Raw genomic sequence first — 17,455 nt, forward strand, 5'->3', positions numbered from 1 at the left:
CCGGGTTACTTGGCGGGGATCTGGACGGCCTTGCTGCCCGGCTTCCAGCCCTGCGGGGTCTGTTCGGCGGCGGTGGGCCGGTCCTTGTACCACTCGGCGGTCAGCTTGGTCCACGTGCCGTCCGCGATCACTGCGTCGAGGCCCGAGTTCAGGGCATCGATCAGGGCCTGGTTGTCCTTGTTCACTGCGTAGGCGGTGAAGTTCTGGGTGTTGACGACCTTTTCGGCGATCTTGGTGTTGTCGCCTTCCTTGACCTGGCCGGTGGCCTGCTGCGACGGGGCAACCCAGGCATCGATCTGGCCGTTCTTCACGTTGCCGTAGACGGTGTTGTAGTCCGGGAAACGCACGGGCTCCAGGCCGAGGGTGTTCGTGACGTAGTCGTCCTGGACGGTGCCCTGGACGACGCCGATGCGGACGCCTTCCTTGAGGTCGGCGAAGCCGGCGACCTTGGCGTCGTTCTTGGTGACAACCGCCATGTAGCCGAAGTCGTAACCGTTGGTGAAGCCAACGGTCTTGCGGCGTGCGTCCGTGGTGGAGATGGAGGAGGAACCGACGTCGAACTGCTTGTTGGCGACCTGGGACAGCAGTGCGGAGAAATCGGTGGAGGCGAACTCGACCTTCAGGCCCAGCTTGTCACCGATGGCGCGCAGCAGCTCGTTGTCGTAGCCGGTGAACTTGCCGGAGGGGTCGATGAAGATGTTCGGCGGGGCGTCGGACAGGGTGCCCACGCGCAGGGTGCCGTCGGTGATGAGGCCGAGCTTGGTCTTGTCGATCTTGTCGATCGGGGTGACCTCGGCGGTGGTGTACTTGTCCAGCGTCTGCTGGTCGCTGCCCTGGAGGGCGTCCGAGGGGGTGCCGCTGGGCTGGGAGGAGCCTCCGCCGCAGGCAGCCAGGGACGCCGCAAGGGCCAGGGCAACGGGAGCGGTCGTGAGCCACTTCAACGCTTTGATTTTCATCAGGTTGTCACTTTCATTGAGTCATAAGTCGACCGGGCCGCAGTGCTGCGCTCTGGCATCTGGCACCTGTCCGGTGCTGGTCCAGCTGGCCGGGCAGGGGGCGACCGCAAAACTTTATTCTCTCACTAGTGTGAATTCCGGCAGGCCTGTGAATGATAGGAGGCTATTAGCTCCCGTTCAGCGAACATTCTTCCGCCGAAGGCGCTTGCTGGCGCAGCATAGACAGGCGCTACGGCTGTGAGGCGAACTGGGCAGCCTGATTCGAGCACTATTTGTGAAGCGGCGTGACTGTGACATGCATCGCAATGGCTGGCGGGATCCCCCGGAGGGACCTAAAACCCTCCGGTCGTGGCGTCCTGCGGCGGGAGGACGGGCCAGTCCCCTTCAATCACGGCAGTCGGCTTCGTCTTCCGGAGGTAGTCCTGGAAATCCGCCGCCTGGCTAATGGCCCATTCCACCTGCAACTGGTGCAGCTGGCTGGCGGGCATCATCAGCTTGGGAAACTTCCCCGCCATCGCATCCAGGACCCGAAGCGTGGCCAGGGCATCCGCCGCCGACGTATGGGCATTATCAAGGACAACGCCATATTCCTCGCACAGCGCAGTAAGGGTGCGCTTGCCCTTCCGGTACCGGTCCACCTGCTTGTTCATGATGTAGGGATCCAGCACCGGGAACCGGGTGAGCTGGGGAACGCCATGGCGGGCGGACTCCGCGGCAAGGACGGTGAAGTCGTAGCTGGCGTTGAAGGCGATCACGGGGATGCCCGAGTCGAAGAGTTCCTGGAGGACGGCGGCAACTTCACCTGTAACCTCGCGGGCAGGCCTGGCCGTCCCGCCTTGCCTGTTCGGTGGTGATGCCGTGGACGTCGCTTGCCTCGGTGGGGATCTCAACGCCCGGATCCGCCAGCCACTCATGCTCCTTGATGACTTCGCCCCTGTTGTCCACCACGGTGATCGATGCGGTGACGATCCGTGCCGCGCGGGAGTTCCGGCCAGTGGTTTCGAGGTCGAAGGCGGCTCGGGGGAGGGTGTTCCAGGTGCTCATGGTTCCACGCTACGGGGAGGCTCCGACAATTCCGGGGAACGCCACTGCGGCTACATTAGATCAATGCGGATTGAGTACGTGCAGGCGGTCCTGGCCATCGTGAGGCTGGTGCCGCCGGGATCCGCAGTCTCGTACGGGGACGTTGCCGAGTTGCTGGGATCAGGGGGACCGCGGCAGGTGGGGTCCGTCATGAGCCACTATGGCGGCGGTGTCCCGTGGTGGCGCGTCCTGAAGGCGAGCGGCCATGCGCCCGAAGGGCACGAGGCCGAGGCTCTCCTCCTCTACCTTGATGAGGGCACGCCGCTCGCCGGCGCGTATGAACCCTTTCTCCGGACGGGGGAAGGCCGTTGGCGGGTAGACCTGGCAGCCGCACGCTGGGCGCCCACCGACGGCGATTTTGACCGTATCGACGCGGTAGCCGACCGGCTGGAGCGCGGGCTTCATCAATTGTCGGTGCCGGATGATGGAATGGCGTTGTGACGGTAACACTCCCTTTGACGGGTCCCCGGGACCTGGACCAGGCCTTCGGCCCGGCTGCGCCGGATGGTGCCAGGACAACGGCAGCGGCCCTCAGGCTGCTTCCTCCGCGGCGGGTTTATGCCGCGGGCGCCAGCCTGTCGCCGGACCAGCAGGCCGCCGTTGACGTCCCCCAGGGCGCCGGGCCTGTCCTGGTTCCCGGAGCGCCGGGGACCGGGAAGACCACGGTGCTGATCGAGGCGGCCGTCCAGCGTGTCTTTCGCGACGGCGTCGACCCTGAGCGCATGCTGATCCTCGCTCCCACGAGGCTGGCGGCGGATTTCCTGCGGGACCGTTTCACCGCCCGCCTGGACAGGAGCCTGAGTACCACCCCGGCCCGGACGTGGGCCTCCTATGCCTTTGACGTCATCAGGCGGGCCAAAGCCGAAGGCGTTATTCCGTTGTCCAAACCGCCCCGTCTCCTGTCCGGGCCGGAGCAGGACCTGATCATCAAGGAACTCCTCGAGGGCCACCGGTTGCCGGGACTTGAGCTGCCCTGGCCCGCGGACCTTGACGGGGCGTTGGAGACCCGCGGCTTCCGCCAGGAAGTACGGCAGCTGTTCGACCGCATCATCGAGTCGGGCCGGACGGCCGCGGACCTTGAGCAGCTGGGGAACGAGTGCGGCAGACCGGACTGGAAGGCTGCAGCCGCGCTCTACGCGGAGTACCGGGACGTCCTTGACCTGCGGATGCCGGAGGCCTTCGACCCCGCCGGCATCATCACGGCCGCCCGGCAGATCTTCCAGGACGCTCCGGACTTCCTTGCTGCCGAACGTGCGCGGCTGCAGCTCGTCCTGGTGGATGACGTCCAGGAGGCGAACCCCGCCATCGTCGAACTGCTTGCGGATATCGCTGCCGGCAAGGACTGTTTCGTGACCTCCTCCCCGGACACCGTCGTGCAGGGATTCCGGGGGGCGCGGCCTGACCTGGTGGCTGAGCTGCCCCGGCTGTTGTCAACCGAGGCGCCCGCCGTCGAACGTCCCCTTCGGTACGCCCACGGGCTGGCGCCCGCTGTGGCGGAGTCCTGGCTCAACGTTGCCGGACGCATCTCGCAGCGCGCGGGCGGACAATTGGCCCGGCAACTGGAACAGCCCGGAACCGCCCGGGCCGCCGGCGCCGTCGAAGCCCACCTGGTTCCCACACCGGTCCACGAACTGCGCTATGTCGCACAGCGCATCCTGGACCAGCACATCAACCAGGGGCGGGACCTTGCGGATATCGCGGTGATCGTTCGCAACGGGGGGCAGGTCAGCGAGCTGCAGCGGTATCTGTCCGGCCAGGGAATCCCTGTGCGGGTGCCGGTGGCAGAATCCGCGGTCCGGGACGAGGTGGCAGTGCGTCCGCTACTGGATGCCTTCGCCATTGCACTGGACCCGGCACTGCTTACCCCGGAGGCTGCGGTATCCCTTCTTACGTCCAGGATTGGCGGAGCAACCTCCATCGAGCTGCGCAGGCTCCGGCAGTCACTTCGGCGTGAGGAACTGCTCGGCGGCGGCGGCCGCAGCAGCGACGCACTGCTTGTCGACGCCCTGCTGGAACCTGGCGCGCTGGGAGCCCTGGGGATCGAAGGCCGCGCCGCCCGCCGGACGGCACGGATGATCCACGCCGGACGGGAGGCGGCCGCCCTGCCCGGCGCCAACGCGGAGTCCGTGCTCTGGGCGATGTGGAATTCAACCGGCCTCTCCTCGGCCTGGACAGAAACAGCGCTCGCCGGAGGGCCACACGGCTCGCGCGCGGACCGGGACCTGGACGCGATGATGGCGCTGTTCCACACCGCGGAACGCTATGTGGACCAGATGCCCGGTGCCGGGCCCGAACAGTTCCTGGAGTACCTCCTGAGCCAGGAGCTCCCCATGGACACCCTCGCCGCCCGTGCACAGTTGGACGACGCCGTGGAACTGATGACCCCGGCCAGTGCGGCAGGCCGGCGATGGCCCATGGTTATCATCGCGGGCCTGCAGGAAGGCGTGTGGCCCAATACGCGGCTCCGGGGTGAACTGCTCGGCAGCACGCTGTATGCGGACGCCGTTGAGCACGGGCCGGAGTATGCCCTGCAGCGCGACCCGCTCAGCCGCCTGCGTGACATCCGCTACGACGAACTCCGCAGTTTCTCCACGGCAGTGTCCAGGGCCGGTGAACTGCTCATCTGCACCGCCGTCTCGTCCGAGGACGACCAGCCGTCATCCTTCCTCGACTTCGTTGCGCCCCTGGAGGCGGGGGAGGAGGCCCGGGGTTTCACGCGGGTGGATCGGCCCATGACCCTGCGTGCCCTTGTCGCGGAGCTGCGGCAGTACGCGCAGCTGGACGGGGCCGGGGAGCGGGAGGCCGAAGAAGCTGCCAGGGTACTGGCGCATCTTGCTGCGGCCGAACCGGCAGCCGCAGGCGCCCACCCGGACAGCTGGTGGGGGCTGGCGCCGCTGACGTCGCTCGAACCGGTGGTTCCTCCCGGAGGCACTGTCTTCGTCTCTCCCTCCAAGGTCGAGACGGTGCAGAAGTCGCCGCTGGACTGGTTCGTTCAGGCAGCCGGCGGCGAGGCGGCCACAGATTTCGCCCGAAGTCTGGGCACGCTGGTGCATGCCATCGCCCAGAACATGCCCGAGGCCTCCGGTTCGGAGTACATCGCCGAACTGGTCCGCCGCTGGCCGGCCCTCGGAATGAAGGACAACTGGGAGGGAAAGCTGGACTTCCAGCGTGCAGAAGCGATGGTGCGGAAGCTGGCGCAGTATGTGCTGGTGATGAGGAGCGAAGGCCGCAGCCTCCTGGGAGTGGAACAGGACTTCGAGGTATCCCTTGGCGGGGTGGACGTTGGTGATGCGTCGCCGCGCCCGGCCACTCTCCGAGGCCAGGTGGACCGGCTGGAGATCGACGGCGAGGGCAGGCTGGTCATCGTGGACCTCAAGACGGGGAAGCGGCAGCCAGGCAAGGCTGAGCTCTCCCGGCACCCGCAGCTTGGCGCGTACCAGGCAGCCGTCCTTGCGGACGGCTTCGCTGCCGTGCCCGGGGGCTGGCCCGGCCTGTCCGGCGGGGCGGTGCTGGCGCAACTGGGGACCGGGGCGAAAAGTCCGGCCATCCAACAGCAGGAACCAATCGACCCGCAGGAGAACTGGGCCTTGGACATGGTGATGGACGCTGCGGCCGTCATGGGCGGCAATGAATTCACGGCGCGGCATGATCCCGCCAAGGGCAGCCACGCCGGCCATGGCTGCCGCCTCCCCGAGGTGTGCCCCCTGTGCGTGCGCGGAAGGCAGGTAACCGAATGAGCGAGGCCGTGGAAGCATTGGGAAGCGCGGCGGCGCCCACGCCGCCGCGCTTCAGCCCCGAAGAACTCTCTGCGCTGCTCGGCGAGAAAAACCAGCCCACCGCCGAGCAGTCGGCCATCATCGCCTCTCCGCTGGCCCCGCGCCTGGTCATCGCCGGGGCCGGTTCCGGCAAGACAGCCACCATGGCTGACCGGGTGGTGTGGCTCGTCGCCAACGGCTGGATACGTCCCGAAGAAGTCCTCGGTGTCACCTTCACCCGGAAGGCGGCCGGTGAACTGGCCAGCCGGATCCGGGCAAAGCTGCTGGCACTGCAGCGGCTGGCCGCGAAGGACACCGGCCATCAGGTCTTCCCTGAGGGCCTGCTCAGCAGCGACGCGCTGGAACCCAAGGTGTCCACCTACCATTCGTTCGCCAGCGGCGTCGTCTCCGACTACGGGCTGCGGCTGGGGGTCGAACGGGACGTCGTCCTGCTCGGAGGCGCCCAGGCGTGGCAACTCGCCAGCGAGGTGGTTGAGGCCTATGACGGCGAATACTCGCACTTCAGGGCAGCAAAGTCCACGCTGGTCAAGGCCGTTATCCAGCTCGCGGGCGAGTGCGCGGAGCACCTCCAGGAACCGGAGGACGTCGAGGCGTGGCTGATGGCACGGCTCGCCGAGTATGAGGCGCTGCCGTATCTGGCCGAAAAGAAGAAAAATCCACCGCAGGCGGCCGCAGACCTCGCCGGCATGCTCCGGACCAGGGCCAGCGTCGCCGACATGGTTGGCCGCTACGCAGCGGCCAAACGCGCCCGTGGTGCGCTCGATTTCGGCGACCTGGTGGCCCTCGCGGCACGGGTGGCCCAGGACGTCCCGCTGGCTGCCACCCTCGAACGGCAGCGGTACAAAGTGGTTCTGCTCGACGAATTCCAGGACACGTCCTACGCGCAGCTGGTTTTGTTCTCCCGGCTCTTCGGCGGGGGCCATGCCGTGACGGCCGTGGGTGACCCGAACCAGTCCATTTACGGCTTCCGTGGCGCTTCGGCCGGGCAGCTGTTCCACTTCGTGCGCGAATTCCCCGTTCGCACCGGCCAGCCGGGCGAAGCTGAGGGCTGGGCACCTGCGCCCACGTCCTACCTCACGACCGCCTGGCGGAATGGCCGGTCCATCCTTGCCGCGGCCAATGTCATGTCCCAGTCGCTCGGCAAGGCGGCGGCGCAGCAGGCACCCGCGGGAGGGAGGGGCGCTGCCGCGGACGTGCCGCCACTGCAGCCAAGCCCGAATGCCGTGGACGGGACGGTGGTGCTGGGACGCTTTGCCAGTGATGTTGACGAGGCCGCCGCGCTCGCGGACGACGCCGTGAAGTACCGCATGACCGATTTCGAACGCACGCCGGACGGTTCTGTGGTCCCCCCGGCCCTCGCCGTGCTGTGCCGCCGGCGTGCGCAGATGGAGGCAGTCCGGCGGCAGTTCGAAGCCCGTGGCATCCCCTACGAGATCGTTGGCCTGGGCGGGCTCCTGGACACCCCGGAGGTCGTGGACCTCGTAGCCACGCTCCGGGTCCTTGCCGATCCCGGCCGCTCCGACGCGTTGATGCGGCTGCTGGCAGGGGCGCGGTGGCGTATTGGGACCGCCGACCTCATGGCGCTGCGTGACTGGTCCGGCCAGCTGGCCCGGCGCCGGGGGATGGCGGTCCCGGGGAATGACCAGGCGGATGACTCCGGTGCCGGCGACGAGGGCGACGAAGCAGGGGAGACCATCCTTGAAGGTGACCTGACCGACGCCGCGAGCCTTGTCGAAGCTGTGGACTTCCTGCCGCGGGACGGATGGGTGTCTTCCAACGGCAGAACCCTCAGCTCCGAGGCCAGGAGCCGGCTGGCGCGCCTGTCGGTGGAACTGAGGCAACTGCGTGGCTACCTGGGCGATGACCTCACCACCCTTCTGGGGGAAGTAGAGAGGGCGATGCTGCTGGACATCGAGGTTGCCGCCCGCCCCGGAATCAGCATCCACCAGGCCCGGCGGAACCTCGATGCCTTCCAGGACGCCGCCGCCGGATTTCTGCGCACGTCCCAGCGGGTGGATGTCCTTGCCTTCCTGTCCTGGCTGGAAGCTGCCTCTGCCGAGGAAAACGGGCTGGAAGCTCCGGCCACCGACGTAAACCGGGAAGCAGTACAGCTTCTGACGGTCCATGCTTCGAAAGGACTGGAATGGGACGCCGTCTTCGTTCCCGGGCTGAACGCAGGTGCCTTTCCCAGCGACAGGGACTCCCGCTGGAGCAGCGGCGCCGCGGCGTTGCCCTGGCCCTTGCGAGGAGACCGCGCCGACCTGCCCCAGTGGGACCTTGACCAGCCGGACCAAAAGGGCTGGCTGGATGCCGAGAAGGACTACAAGGCGGCCGTGCAGGCCCACAGTGAATCGGAGGAGCGGCGCCTGGCCTATGTGGCCTACACCAGGGCAAAGCATGTCCTCTGGGTGTCCAGCGCAGCCTGGGTGGGCTCGCGGGCGGGGAAGGCGGACATGTCCCCTTTCCTTGCCGAGCTGGAAGGCCTTGTCCACGGTGACGGCGGTGCGCCCGCTGCCAACGCCGTGGTCCACCCGCTGTCCCAGGAGGAAGCTGCGCTGCCCGGGTCAAGTCCGCTGACGCTTGAAACCGAAGTGGCCGGATGGCCCTATGATCCGCTGGAGGGGCCCGTCGATCCGCGCACGGGGGAGCGCCTTCGCCTTGCCCCCGGCCGCAGGCAGGCCATGGAAAGGGCCGCGGAGCGCGTGCTCCGGGCGATGGAATCCGGAGGGACGGAGCTGCAGCCGGCTGATGGCCCGCGGCCCCCGCTGACTGGTGCAGCGGCTGGATGGGCGCGGGAGGCAGCCCTGCTGCTGGACCGCCGGGCCCGACGGTCCGGCGGCCAGGACGTCCACCTCCCCAGCCATATCTCGGCGTCCACCCTGGTGGATCTGGGGGAGGACCCGGCAGCGGTGCTCGGACGCCTGCGCCGTCCCGTTCCGCGCGAACCCGGGATGTCGGCGCGCAAGGGAACGGCATTCCACGCCTGGGTGGAGGAATACTACGGGACGGCGGGGATGCTTGACCTCGGCGAAGCTCCCGGATCGGACGACCACATTGATGCCGCTTACGACCTTGACGCCATGGTGGCCACCTTCCGCGCCTCTCCGTGGGCGGACAGGTCGCCCGCTTTCGTGGAGGTGCCGGTGGAAACCCGGGTAGGGGAAGTAGTGGTTCGCGGGCGAATCGATGCCGTCTTCCGCGACGCTGACGGACGCTGGGACCTGGTGGACTGGAAGACAGGCCGCAGGCCCTCCGCGGCCCAGCTGAAGACCCGGTCAATCCAGCTTGCCGCGTACCGGCTGGCCTGGGCGCGCCTCAAGGGGGTTCCGCTTGAAGAGGTGCGGGCTGCGTTCTTCTATGTGGCCGACAACGCTGTGGTGCGGCCCCACGATCTGGGAACGGCCGCCGAGTTGGAGGCCATCGTAGCGGGAGCGCTGGCAAGGGCCTGAGCTGCGGGCCGGCTTTCCGCGAAAAGGCCGTCGCCTTCGCCGAGGAAAGCCGGCAGCCAGGGGCCGGGTCAGCCCTGCTTGACGTTGATGATGGAGATCGCCGCAGTTGAAGTGTCGTCGGGCCCCTTGGCCTCCGGTTCGTTGGCGTCCAGTTCAGGGACTCCGGCTGCCCCCGCGGCGCCGTTCGCGGGGGCGGCCTGCTGAGGCTCAGCGGGGATGGGCGCAACGTGCACGGCGGGCTGGACGGGAACGGGAACGACAGTGACCGCAGGCTGGACGGGCACGGGAGCCACGGTGACAGCGGGCGTCACAGCGCTGCTGCCGCTTGCAGTCGGTCCGCCGTGGGCAGGGCCGGTGCCGCCTGCGGGAGTGCCGGCCGCAGCGGTGGGCACTGACCCGCCCTGGTTCCCGGCCGACGGGAGGGGCTCAACGCTGATGGGTTGGCCGCCGAATTCGGCGATGTCGCTGGCCAGGCTCTCCAGCATGCCCTCGGCTTCGGAGACCATCGCCTGGTCGCCGGCGGCCAGGCCCTTGACCAGGTACTGTGCCAGGGCGAACTCGGCGGACAGGGCTGCCCGGCGCAGCAGGTGCTGGTCCGGGGCGTCGCGCCGGCTGGCGGTGTAGGCCTTGAGGACGGCGTTCACGAAGTCCTGCTCATTGGAAGCCACCAGCCAGGCAAAGTCATCGGCGGGGTCGCCGATGCGCAGGTCCGTCCATCCGGTCACCGCCGTCACCCGCCCGGCCTCCACCAGCAGGTTGTCCTCGTGCAGGTCCCCGTGGACCACGCTCGGGTTGAACCGCCACAACGACACATCCTCCAAGGCGTGCTCCCAGCGGCGCAGCAGTGCCGCGGGAATCTTCCCCGTGGTGGCAGCCTGGTCCAGTTCGTTCAGCCTCCGCTGGCGGAACTCGTTGGGCGTGTAACTGGGCAGGTCCGCGTTGCTGACCAGGGACCGGGGGAGGTCGTGGATGGCAGCGAGGGCGGAGCCGATTTCCCGTGCCAGGCTTTCCGGCCCGGACGTCAGTTCCTCGACGCTGCGTGTGGTCCCGGACAGATGCGAGTAGACAAAAGTGCTCAGGGTGCCCAGCCGCACGCTGCCGGCCACGGTGGGCATCAGGAACGGCAGCTCGGCCCGCACCGCCGGGGCGAAGGCACGCAGGACCAGGAATTCGGTTTCGAGCCGGGCGCTTGCCTCAGCGTGGCGCGGCGACCTGACCCGCCACCGTTTGCCCTCGGAGTCCAGCAGCAGTGCCGCATCGAAGTCCGCGGGATCATCCGGAGCAGAGCTAACGGCCGTCGGCGTCAGTCCGGGGACTGCCGCGGTTGCAATGGCCGCCAGTTCAATCGGTTTTCTTCTCACCGTTCCACGGTAGATTGCGTGCCGCCCCGGAAGGCGGTCCGCAGGCGGCGAGTCCTCAGATAGCTGGATTTCCTCCGCGCCGGGCTCCGGGGACCCGCCTAAGGAAATGCGGAATGTCGGCACCAGTAAGTACGGTGGTCTCATGAGCCATGCGGAGTCTGTCGTTCCCGTCCACCAAACCATTCCGGCCGGGCCGCCGGCGAACCACCTGGTGGAGACCCTGCTCCCGGTGCGGCCTGCGTTGGTGGACCGGGGATCCGTGGCACGCAGCAGGCCAGGCATGGTGGATGAGCTGCTGGCCACGCAGGATGCCCTGGCCGCTGTCCTGTCCGGCAGGCAGGGCCTGGTACAGGACGGCAGGATGGTCCTGACCGGAGCCAAGGAACTGCTGGCGGAGCTTGAAAAGGCCGGGACCGCCCCGGAGCTGGTGGTCTACCTGGGATCGGCGCTGCCGGCCTCGGACCTTCCGACGAACACGGAACTGCTGCTCTTCGTCCTGCCGGAGCCGCTCGAGCCCGGAACAGCGGGTATCCCGCACGGGGCCTCCTGGGCCGGATTCCGGGAAGTTGCCGCGGGCCTGACCGCCACGTCCACCGCGTTGTTCGTGGAAGCGAGCGCCATCGCCAACTGGCACGCCGGCCATACCCACTGTCCGCGCTGCGGGACGCCAACACGCGTGGAAGCCGGTGGCTGGGTGCGGCGCTGCCCGGCAGACAACTCCGAGCACTTTCCGCGCACGGACCCGGCCATCATCGTCACGGTCGTGGGGCCGGATGGCCGGCTGCTGCTGGGCGGAGGCGGGCCTGTGGACGCCCGCAACTTTTCCACGCTGGCGGGGTTTGTCGAGCCCGGTGAATCCCTTGAAGAGGCCGTCGTCCGGGAGATCCAGGAGGAGGTCGGGGTCCGGGTCACAGCCTGCCAGTACCTGGGCTCCCAGTCATGGCCGTTCCCGGCCTCCCTTATGCTTGGATTTACCGCCGTCACCGAAGACGCCCAGGCAACGCCCGACGGCGTGGAGGTCACCAGGGCCCGCTGGTTCAGCCGCGAGGAACTGCAGGAAGCAGTCCTCAGCGGGGAAATCACCATTTCAAGCAGGCTCTCCATTGCCCGCTCCCTGATTGAGCACTGGTACGGCGGGCGGATCCGGGACCTGGCCGGCGCCTAGCAATTTCATCCACCAGACTCCAGCACGCGGTAGTCGAGACACAAAGCAGCAGAAGTGACTACAGAGAATTTTGACGGAGCAGCCTCCCTTGAGGACCGGATCCTCGGCGGGCTGGACGCGGAACAGCGTGAGGTGGCCAGCACCCTCAACGGGCCGCTTTGCGTACTGGCGGGCGCGGGGACCGGCAAGACCCGGGCCATCACCCACCGCATCGCGTACGGGGTCCACTCCGGCGTCTACAGCCCGCAGCGGCTGCTCGCCGTGACGTTCACGGCCCGCGCCGCAGCGGAGATGCGCAGCCGGCTGCGGGACCTCGGCGTGGGAAACGTGCAGGCCCGGACCTTCCACGCCGCCGCTTTGCGCCAGCTGCAGTTCTTCTGGCCGCAGGCGGTGGGCGGCGCACTGCCCAACCTCCTGGACCACAAGGCCCAGATGCTTGCCGAGGCTGCCCGCCGCCTGCGGCTCAGCACCGACCGCGCCTCCATCCGTGACCTCGCATCCGAAATCGAATGGGCCAAGGTGTCCATGCTGACCCCCGCCAATTACCTGGAGAACGCCCAGGGCAGGGGAGCGCCGGGCGGATTCGACCTGACCGCCGTCGCCCGCGTCTTCCAGTCCTACGAGGACGTCAAGACCGACCGCAACGTGATCGACTTCGAGGACGTCCTGTTGATCACCGTGGGCATCCTGCAGGAGGACGAGAAAGTCGCGGCCACCGTCCGGGAACAGTACAGGCACTTTGTGGTTGATGAGTACCAGGACGTCTCCCCGCTGCAGCAGCGGCTCCTGGAGCTCTGGCTGGGCGGCCGCGACGAACTGTGCGTGGTGGGGGACGCCAGCCAGACCATCTACTCCTTCACGGGAGCCTCGCCCCGGCACCTGCTCGATTTCAAGGCACGCTACCCGCAGGCCAGCGTGGTCAAGCTCATCAGGGACTACCGTTCCACGCCGCAGGTGGTGAAGCTCGCCAACGAGCTCCTCGCCGGGCGGCGCAGCGGCGGTCCGGCCGCCGACGCCGCCTGGGCCACGCCCCTGCGGCTCGTGGCACAGCGTCCCGCCGGCCCGGCACCCCAGTTCACGGAATGCTCCGATGATGAGGCGGAGGCCGCCATGGTGGCGCAGAAGATCAAGGCACTGCTCGACGCCGGCACACCGGCCAGCGAGGTAGCCGTCCTTTTCCGCACCAACGGCCAGTCCGAGGCGTACGAGCAGGCGCTGGCGGCGGCCGGCATCGGCTACCAGCTGCGCGGCGGGGAACGCTTCTTCGCCCGCAAGGAGGTCCGCGACGCCATCCTCCAGCTGCGGGCCGCCACCCGGGCCGTGGCCGAAACCGAGGCTCCCGAGCCACTGGGCCAGCTGGTCCGGGACATTGTTTCATCCCTGGGCTACACGGACTCAGCACCCCACAGCGGCGGAGCCCTGCGGGAGCGCTGGGAGTCCCTGGCGGCACTCGTGGCCCTTGCCGATGAACTCGTGCAGAACCGGGGACCGCAGTTCGGCCTTGCCGACTTCGTCAACGAACTCCAGGAACGCTCGCTCGCGCAGCACGCACCCACCGTCCAAGGGGTCACGCTCGCTTCCCTCCACGCGGCCAAGGGCCTGGAATGGGATGCCGTCTTCCTCGTGGGGCTCAGCGAAGGACTGATGCCCATCTCCTTCGCCGATGCGCCTGAGTCCGTGGACGAGGAACGCCGCCTCCTGTACGTCGGCATTACGCGTGCCCGCGAGCACCTCTTCCTGTCCTGGAGCACCGCGCGGACACCTGGCGGCCGGGCGAACCGAAAGCCCTCCCGGTTCCTGGACGGGCTGCGGCCCGATTCGGTTGCAAGTTCCAGCGCCCGCGGCAAGGGGCCTGCACCCCGCCGCAAGGCAGCCGCGCCCGCCATGTGCAGGGTCTGCGGCAGCATGCTGGCCACTGGGGCGGAACGCAAGGTGGGCCGCTGCAACGCTTGTCCGCCCAGCTATGAGGAACAAACGTTCGACGCCCTGCGGAACTGGCGCCGAGAGGTGGCGCTGTCCGCGGAAGTGCCCGCGTTCGTAGTCTTTACGGATGCCACCCTGACGGCCATCGCCGAAGCACGGCCGGCATCGCTGGAGGAACTCGCGGGCCTGGCCGGAGTCGGCCCGTCAAAGCTGGAAAGGTACGGCGAAGACGTTCTCCGGGTCCTCGCCGAGAGCATGGCCCTGTGAGCGGCGCGGCCCAGCGGGGCCGGCAGCAACTTGCCGGGCTGACGACGTCCGGCGGGGCGCCGGTGGAAGTGCGCCGGTCGGCACGGCGGACCCGGACGGTAGCCGCCTTCTGGGAGGACGGGACGGCGGTGGTTGCCATTCCGGCCCGCTTTACCGCGGCGCAGGAGAAGGAATGGGTCCACCGGATGCTGGCGAAGCTCCAGCGGCAGGGGGAGCGGCGGGCGGCAGCCGGCCGGCGGCGCCCGGCCAGCGATGAAGCCTTGGCGGCCCACGCAGCGGAGCTTTCCGCCAAGTATTTCGGCGGACGCGCGGTGCCGACGTCGGTCCGCTGGGTCAGCAACCAGAACTCCCGGTGGGGTTCGGCCACCCCCGCCGAGGGCACCATCCGCCTGTCGGACAAACTACGCAGCATGCCACAGTGGGTGGTCGACTACGTCCTGCTGCACGAACTCGCCCACCTCCTGGTGGCTGGCCACAACGCGGCGTTCTGGAAGCTGCTCGAGGCGTACCCCGAAACCCAGCGGGCCAAAGCCTTCCTGGAGGGCGTCGCCTTCGCCACGTCCCGCGGCCTCGGCACAGACCGGACTGCCCCTTCCGGCACAGCCGGGCAGGGGCAGGGCAACGGACCGGACGAAGGCCCCTGGCCGGCCGACGCCGACTAGGACGCCAAACCCGGCCGGGAAGCTGGCCCCCAGGCAGCCTCAGCCCTTGGGCTGGTCCGGCCCGCCGTCGTCGTCCTTGTTCCTGTCGGTGCCGCCGGCGTCATCGGTGCCGGGCGCATCGTCGAAGCCGCCGCTGAGCAGCTTCTGCAGGGCGTCGTCCACCTCGCTGTCGCTGGCCTCGGCGAGCTTCCGGCGGGCACTGAAGCCCTTGGGATCGTCCAGGTCCTCGGCGGTGGGCAGGAGGTCGGGGTGGTGCCAGATGGCGTCCCGTCCTTCGATGCCCCGCTCTTCCTTCAGCGCGGCCCACAGGGTCGCGGCGTCGCGGAGCCTGCGCGGGCGCAGTTCCAGGCCCACCAGGGAAGCGAAGGCGTGCTCGGCAGGTCCCCCCGTCGCCCGGCGGCGGCGCACCGTTTCCCGCAGCGCGCCCGCGGAGGGCAGCACCTTTTCGGTGGCGGCAGCGGTGAGCTCATCCACCCAGCCCTCCACGAGGGCGAGCGCAGTCTCGAGCTTCTCAAGGGCCTGCTCCTGCGCCGGGGTCCGCTGCGGCATGAAGACGCCCTGGGACAGGGCCTCCTGGATGCCTTCGGGATTGCTGGGATCCAGATCGCGGGCGAGCTCCTCGATACGGGAGGTGTCAATGTGGATGCCGCGGGCGTATGCCTCGATGGCGCCGAGGAGGTGGCCGCGCAGCCACGGAACCTGCACGAAGAGGCGGGCGTGGGCGGCCTCCCGGACCGCAAGGAACAGGCGGATGTCGTTTTCGGGCAGCGACAGCCCCTCGCCAAACGCGGCAACGTTCGTAGGCAGCAGGGCCATTTCGAGGTCGGCGAGCGGGACGCCGATGTCGGTGGAGCTGACGACGTCGGCGGACAGGGCCCCAATGGCCTGGCCAAGCTGCATGCCGAAGATGGCGCCGCCCATGTTCTGCAGCATCGAGGAGGCGCCGCCCATCATGGACTTCATTTCCTCGGGCATCTGCTCAGTCATGGCGGAGGACAGCGCATTGGCGATGCTGTTTGCCACGGGCTCGGTCAGCCGCTTCCACGTACCCAGGGTGGCTTCCACCCATTCTGCACGCGACCAGGCGCGGCCGATCAGCCCGGTGGCGGGCAGGTCCGTGACGGGGTCGAGCCAGAGCTCCGCGAGGCGCAGCGCCTCGTCGACGTCCCGCGACTGCTGCGCTGTCACCGAGGGGTCGGAGCTGCTGGCGGCCACGCGCCGGGCATTGTCATGCGCAAGGGTCCAGTTGACGGGTCCCTCCGTCGGTGCGCTCATCATGGCCTGCACTTGGGAAAACATCTGCGCCAGCAGGTTGGGATCGTTCGGCAGGCCGGCGGCCTTGGCGAGCTCGGCGGGGTCGAAGTTCTCCATCCCCTTGCCCCCCATGAGGTTCTGCAGCATCTCGGTCAACGGATCCTTGGGGTTGTCGTCGCCGTTGGACGGATTAAGTGGATTGGAGGTCATGATCCCGCCGATCGTCGGTGTGACTGTTAATCAACCTTCACGGTACCCCGGTGGGGGTCGGCTGTCTGCCGCCCGCCGCCGTCGTTCGCTCTAGGCAAAGCACGCCGGCAGGCTGCCACCGCGTACTGTTGATGGGGTGACTACAACCCGTGGCGGCCACCCCTCCGAGGACCAGGTTCCCGACGTTTCTTTCCCCGCAGGCACGCCGCCCGTCCGCGCGGAGGGCCTCCTGGGCGGACAGGGCTGGGGAGCCGCGGGAGCGGCCGACGGCGGTGCCCGGGGCAGGCGCGTTTCCACCATGATGGTTGCCGGGCTGGCGTCCCTGGGGCTGGGTATTGCGGTGGGCACGCTGCCGGTGCCCTACGTCATTGAGTCGCCAGGCCCCACCTACAACACCCTTGGCGAGAGCCAGGGGCGTCCGGTCATCCACGTCACCGGCCACGAAACCTACCCGGCGTCCGGCAGCCTGGACCTGACCACGGTGTATGTCGACGGCGGTCCCACGGGCACGGTCAGCATCCTCGGCGCTTTCTCAGCCTGGCTGGACAGCTCCAAATCGGTGTACCCGGTGGAATTGATTTACCCGACAGGCACCACCAAGGAGGAAGCCCAGGAGCAGAGCGCGGTGGCCATGACCACCTCGCAGGAGAACGCCGTGGCCTCCGCGCTGCATGAACTGAAGGTTCCCTTCGGCCAGCAGCTCCAGGCCGCCGGCCTCTCCCAGGATTCGCCCTCCGCCGGCAGGATTGAAAAGGGGGACATCCTCAAGTCCATCAACGGCAAGGACATCACCTCGCTTGCCGTCATCCAGGATGAGCTGGCCGCGGGCAAGGGCGCTCCGGCCTCGGTCACGGTGGACCGCGGCGGACAGCCGGTCACGGTGGAGGTCAACCCGAAGGACAATGGCCAGGGCCGGTTCATCCTCGGCGTCATGCTCAAGTACCTGTTCAGTTTCCCCTTCGACGTACAGATCTCCCTGGACAAGGTGGGCGGACCCAGTGCGGGGCTGATGTTTTCGCTGGGCATTATCGACACTGTCACGCCGGGAGACCTGACCGGCGGCAAGCACATTGCGGGCACCGGTACCATCTCGCCGGACGGTGCCGTGGGACCCATCGGGGGCATCGGGCAAAAGATGCGGGGAGCGCGGTCTGCAGGCGCCACCCTTTTCCTCGCGCCGGCGTCGAACTGCGACGAGGTGGCGGGCCGCATCCCCGACGGCCTCCAGGTAGTACGGGTGGAAAACCTGGCCGAGGCACGGCATGCCGTGGAGGTCGCCGGCAGCGGGCAGGACACCGCCGGGCTGCCCGCCTGCGCGGGCAACGAGTCCGGGCACAACTAGACTGGGC

Annotated in this window: 10 protein-coding genes and 1 pseudogene; 7 read left to right on the top strand and 4 right to left on the bottom strand. The window is 68.5% G+C overall.

Translation table 11 applies throughout. From position 1 onward, the window contains the following. Positions 1–5: 5 nt before the first annotated feature. Both AC2JAJ_RS14720 and AC2JAJ_RS14725 read right to left on the bottom strand, forming a co-directional pair. Positions 6–956 carry an ABC transporter substrate-binding protein gene (locus tag AC2JAJ_RS14720; protein WP_486415350.1) on the bottom strand — a complete coding sequence of 317 codons (951 nt, stop codon included), beginning with the start codon at positions 954–956 and terminating at the stop codon, positions 6–8. Positions 957–1,288: 332 nt separating this feature from the next. After that, positions 1,289–2,000 (bottom strand): annotated as a pseudogene (locus AC2JAJ_RS14725) (3'-5' exonuclease). Between the two features lie 63 nt (positions 2,001–2,063). Between AC2JAJ_RS14725 and AC2JAJ_RS14730 the strand changes: the two are divergent. From AC2JAJ_RS14730 to AC2JAJ_RS14740, 3 genes are read left to right on the top strand one after another with little or no spacing between them, the layout of a single operon-like run. Further along, a complete protein-coding gene (locus AC2JAJ_RS14730) occupies positions 2,064–2,480 on the top strand; it encodes an MGMT family protein (protein ID WP_486415349.1) in 417 nt (138 codons plus the stop codon). Between the two features lie 32 nt (positions 2,481–2,512). Next, positions 2,513–5,776 carry an ATP-dependent helicase gene (locus tag AC2JAJ_RS14735; protein ID WP_486416799.1) on the top strand — a complete coding sequence of 1,088 codons (3,264 nt, stop codon included), beginning with the start codon at positions 2,513–2,515 and terminating at the stop codon, positions 5,774–5,776. Beyond that, a complete protein-coding gene (locus AC2JAJ_RS14740) occupies positions 5,773–9,264 on the top strand; it encodes an ATP-dependent helicase (protein ID WP_486415348.1) in 3,492 nt (1,163 codons plus the stop codon). Before AC2JAJ_RS14735 ends, AC2JAJ_RS14740 begins: the two co-directional genes overlap by 4 nt. Before the next feature lie 68 nt (positions 9,265–9,332). Here AC2JAJ_RS14740 and AC2JAJ_RS14745 read toward each other — a convergent pair whose 3' ends face one another. After that, on the bottom strand, positions 9,333–10,625 hold the full coding sequence (locus AC2JAJ_RS14745) for a macrolide 2'-phosphotransferase (protein ID WP_486415347.1): 1,293 nt from the start codon (positions 10,623–10,625) through the stop codon (positions 9,333–9,335). 142 nt (positions 10,626–10,767) lie between these two features. Between AC2JAJ_RS14745 and nudC the strand changes: the two genes are divergently transcribed. From nudC to AC2JAJ_RS14760, 3 genes are read left to right on the top strand one after another with little or no spacing between them, the layout of a single operon-like run. Further along, on the top strand, positions 10,768–11,790 hold the full coding sequence (gene nudC, locus AC2JAJ_RS14750; protein WP_486415346.1) for an NAD(+) diphosphatase: 1,023 nt from the start codon (positions 10,768–10,770) through the stop codon (positions 11,788–11,790). Positions 11,791–11,844: 54 nt separating this feature from the next. Continuing rightward, on the top strand, positions 11,845–13,980 hold the full coding sequence (locus AC2JAJ_RS14755; RefSeq protein WP_486415345.1) for an ATP-dependent DNA helicase UvrD2: 2,136 nt from the start codon (positions 11,845–11,847) through the stop codon (positions 13,978–13,980). Next, positions 13,977–14,642, top strand: a complete 666-nt coding sequence (locus AC2JAJ_RS14760; protein ID WP_486415344.1) for a M48 metallopeptidase family protein — start codon at positions 13,977–13,979, stop codon at positions 14,640–14,642. Before AC2JAJ_RS14755 ends, AC2JAJ_RS14760 begins: the two co-directional genes overlap by 4 nt. 39 nt (positions 14,643–14,681) lie before the next feature. Here the strand turns inward: AC2JAJ_RS14760 and AC2JAJ_RS14765 are convergent, their stop codons facing one another. Beyond that, a complete protein-coding gene (locus AC2JAJ_RS14765; RefSeq protein ID WP_486415343.1) occupies positions 14,682–16,106 on the bottom strand; it encodes a zinc-dependent metalloprotease in 1,425 nt (474 codons plus the stop codon). A gap of 136 nt (positions 16,107–16,242) precedes the next feature. On the opposite strand from AC2JAJ_RS14765, the gene AC2JAJ_RS14770 reads away from it, so the two are divergent. Further along, complete coding sequence (locus tag AC2JAJ_RS14770; RefSeq protein WP_486415342.1) at positions 16,243–17,448, top strand: YlbL family protein; 1,206 nt, start codon at positions 16,243–16,245, stop codon at positions 17,446–17,448. Positions 17,449–17,455: the final 7 nt, after the last annotated feature.

The organism is Arthrobacter sp. MOO21, assembly GCF_057369995.2.

What these genes read in the sequence shown, in the direction of transcription:
- AC2JAJ_RS14740 (WP_486415348.1), top strand. Translation starts at nt 5,773, where the DNA reads ATGAGCGAGGCCGTGGAAGCATTGGGAAGCGCGGCGGCGCCCACGCCG.
- AC2JAJ_RS14720 (WP_486415350.1), bottom strand. Translation starts at nt 956, where the DNA reads ATGAAAATCAAAGCGTTGAAGTGGCTCACGACCGCTCCCGTTGCCCTG.
- AC2JAJ_RS14730 (WP_486415349.1), top strand. Translation starts at nt 2,064, where the DNA reads ATGCGGATTGAGTACGTGCAGGCGGTCCTGGCCATCGTGAGGCTGGTG.
- AC2JAJ_RS14765 (WP_486415343.1), bottom strand. Translation starts at nt 16,106, where the DNA reads ATGACCTCCAATCCACTTAATCCGTCCAACGGCGACGACAACCCCAAG.
- nudC (WP_486415346.1), top strand. Translation starts at nt 10,768, where the DNA reads ATGAGCCATGCGGAGTCTGTCGTTCCCGTCCACCAAACCATTCCGGCC.